Origin of the sequence: Leptolyngbya sp. FACHB-36, assembly GCF_014695955.1 — a bacterium.
Lineage (GTDB): Bacteria > Cyanobacteriota > Cyanobacteriia > Leptolyngbyales > Leptolyngbyaceae > FACHB-36.
Map to the genome: position 1 here is coordinate 1 of NZ_JACJPG010000039.1, position 1,517 is coordinate 1,517.

Here is a 1,517-nt window from a genome sequence, read left to right on the forward strand (position 1 = left end):
CTGCAACGAGTGCCGCCGCTAACAATCTGGGCAGACTTAAACCAGTTTAGTAGCCTGGGCTAACGTACACTTCGCTCAGGCAGACTACACTAGAACACATCCAGCTAGGGCGATACCATGTCTTTTCAGATCGATCGTGGGTTATTTCGACTCGACTTCACCGACCACCATGCCATCTTGGGCGTTCCAGTAGAAGCCGATCTGAAAGACATCCGCAAGCGATACCTCAAAATTGCGCGTCGGCTGCATCCCGATAGCTTCGCCACTGAGGGTGAGCAAGACAAGCACCGCGCCAATGAACTTCTTTCCAAGCTGGTCAATCCGGCGTGGGAAAAACTGTCGCAGGAGCGCGATCGCACCGAGTATACGCTGCTGCTGAAACTGAAAGGACAGCAAGCCCACCTGCAGCAAGGATCGATAGAACTCGGTGGCAGTCTGGCAAAGCAGCTGATGACCGCTAGCAATCTCGATCATTTTTACCTCACGTCGCTCAAGGGGCTAGCCGATCGTCAGTATGACCAGCTAGACCAAGCCCTAGAAATGATTGCCCAAATTAGCGAATTGAATTTGGTCTATCTAATGCGAAAGGAGGGCAGCAACGCGCCCACCGAGGTCGCTTCCAGAAGAACCATCTTCACGGGCAGCAATATTCCCGATTCCAGCCAAGCCCCCGCCAGAACCGCTGCCCCTCCGCCACCCCAGCAGACGCGGCGCGAGTCGCTGGCAGATCAGTATTATCGTCGAGCTGAAGAGTACGCCGCAAAAAACAACCTGGCACAGGCAACCCTGGAGCTGCGGGAAGCGCTGCAAGTGGACTCCAACCACAGCCGCTGTCACAGTCTTTTGGGTATGATCTACCTGCGGCAAAACCAGACGACCATGGCAAAGATTCATTTCAACCAGGCATTGAAGTTTGATCCGGAAAACGAAATGGCGATCGCGGGTAAACAGCGATTAGGCTCTGCGCAGGGCAGCGACACCAAAGCAACGGGCAAAACCGGAGCCGCCGCAAATCCCAAATCGACACCGAAATCGAACAATCCAAACGACAAATCCGGCGGCGGTTTATTTGGCTTATTTGGCGGAAAGAAAAAGTAATGGTGTACCAACCTCCTACCGGGGCACGCGATCTGCTGCCGCTGGACGTTGCTCAAAAGCGCTGGATCGAAGATTGCCTTCAGCAAGTGTTTCACGGCTGGGGCTACCATCGCATCATCACCTCAACTTTAGAGCGACTGGATACTCTAATGGCAGGCGGAGCAATTCAGCGATCGACTGTGCTGCACCTGCAAAATCTAGACGACGAAGCGCTGGGACTGCGCCCGGAACTCACCGCCTCGATCGCCCGTGCTGCCGTTACCCGCATGGCGGGTGCAGCTCTGCCCCTACGCCTCTACTACAACGCTAACGTCTTCCGCCGCGCCCATGAAACCAGCCATAGCCGCCAGCAAGAGTTTTACCAGGCAGGCGTAGAGCTGCTGGGTGCCGCTGGCACTCTAGCAGACGCCGAAATTCTG

2 protein-coding genes are annotated in these 1,517 nt (G+C 55.4%); both read left to right on the plus strand.

Annotated features, from left to right (window positions below):
- The first annotated feature begins 117 nt into the window (after positions 1-117).
- The gene (locus H6F43_RS00565; RefSeq protein ID WP_190340094.1) at positions 118-1,098 is read left to right on the plus strand and encodes a J domain-containing protein; all 981 of its coding nucleotides are present in this window, start codon (positions 118-120) and stop codon (positions 1,096-1,098) included.
- Positions 1,098-1,517: ATP phosphoribosyltransferase regulatory subunit (locus tag H6F43_RS00570; RefSeq protein ID WP_190340095.1), on the plus strand; the 420-nt coding region annotated here is incomplete at its 3' end. The genes H6F43_RS00565 and H6F43_RS00570, both read left to right, overlap by 1 nt.

What these genes read in the sequence shown, in the direction of transcription:
- H6F43_RS00565 (WP_190340094.1), top strand. Translation starts at nt 118, where the DNA reads ATGTCTTTTCAGATCGATCGTGGGTTATTTCGACTCGACTTCACCGAC.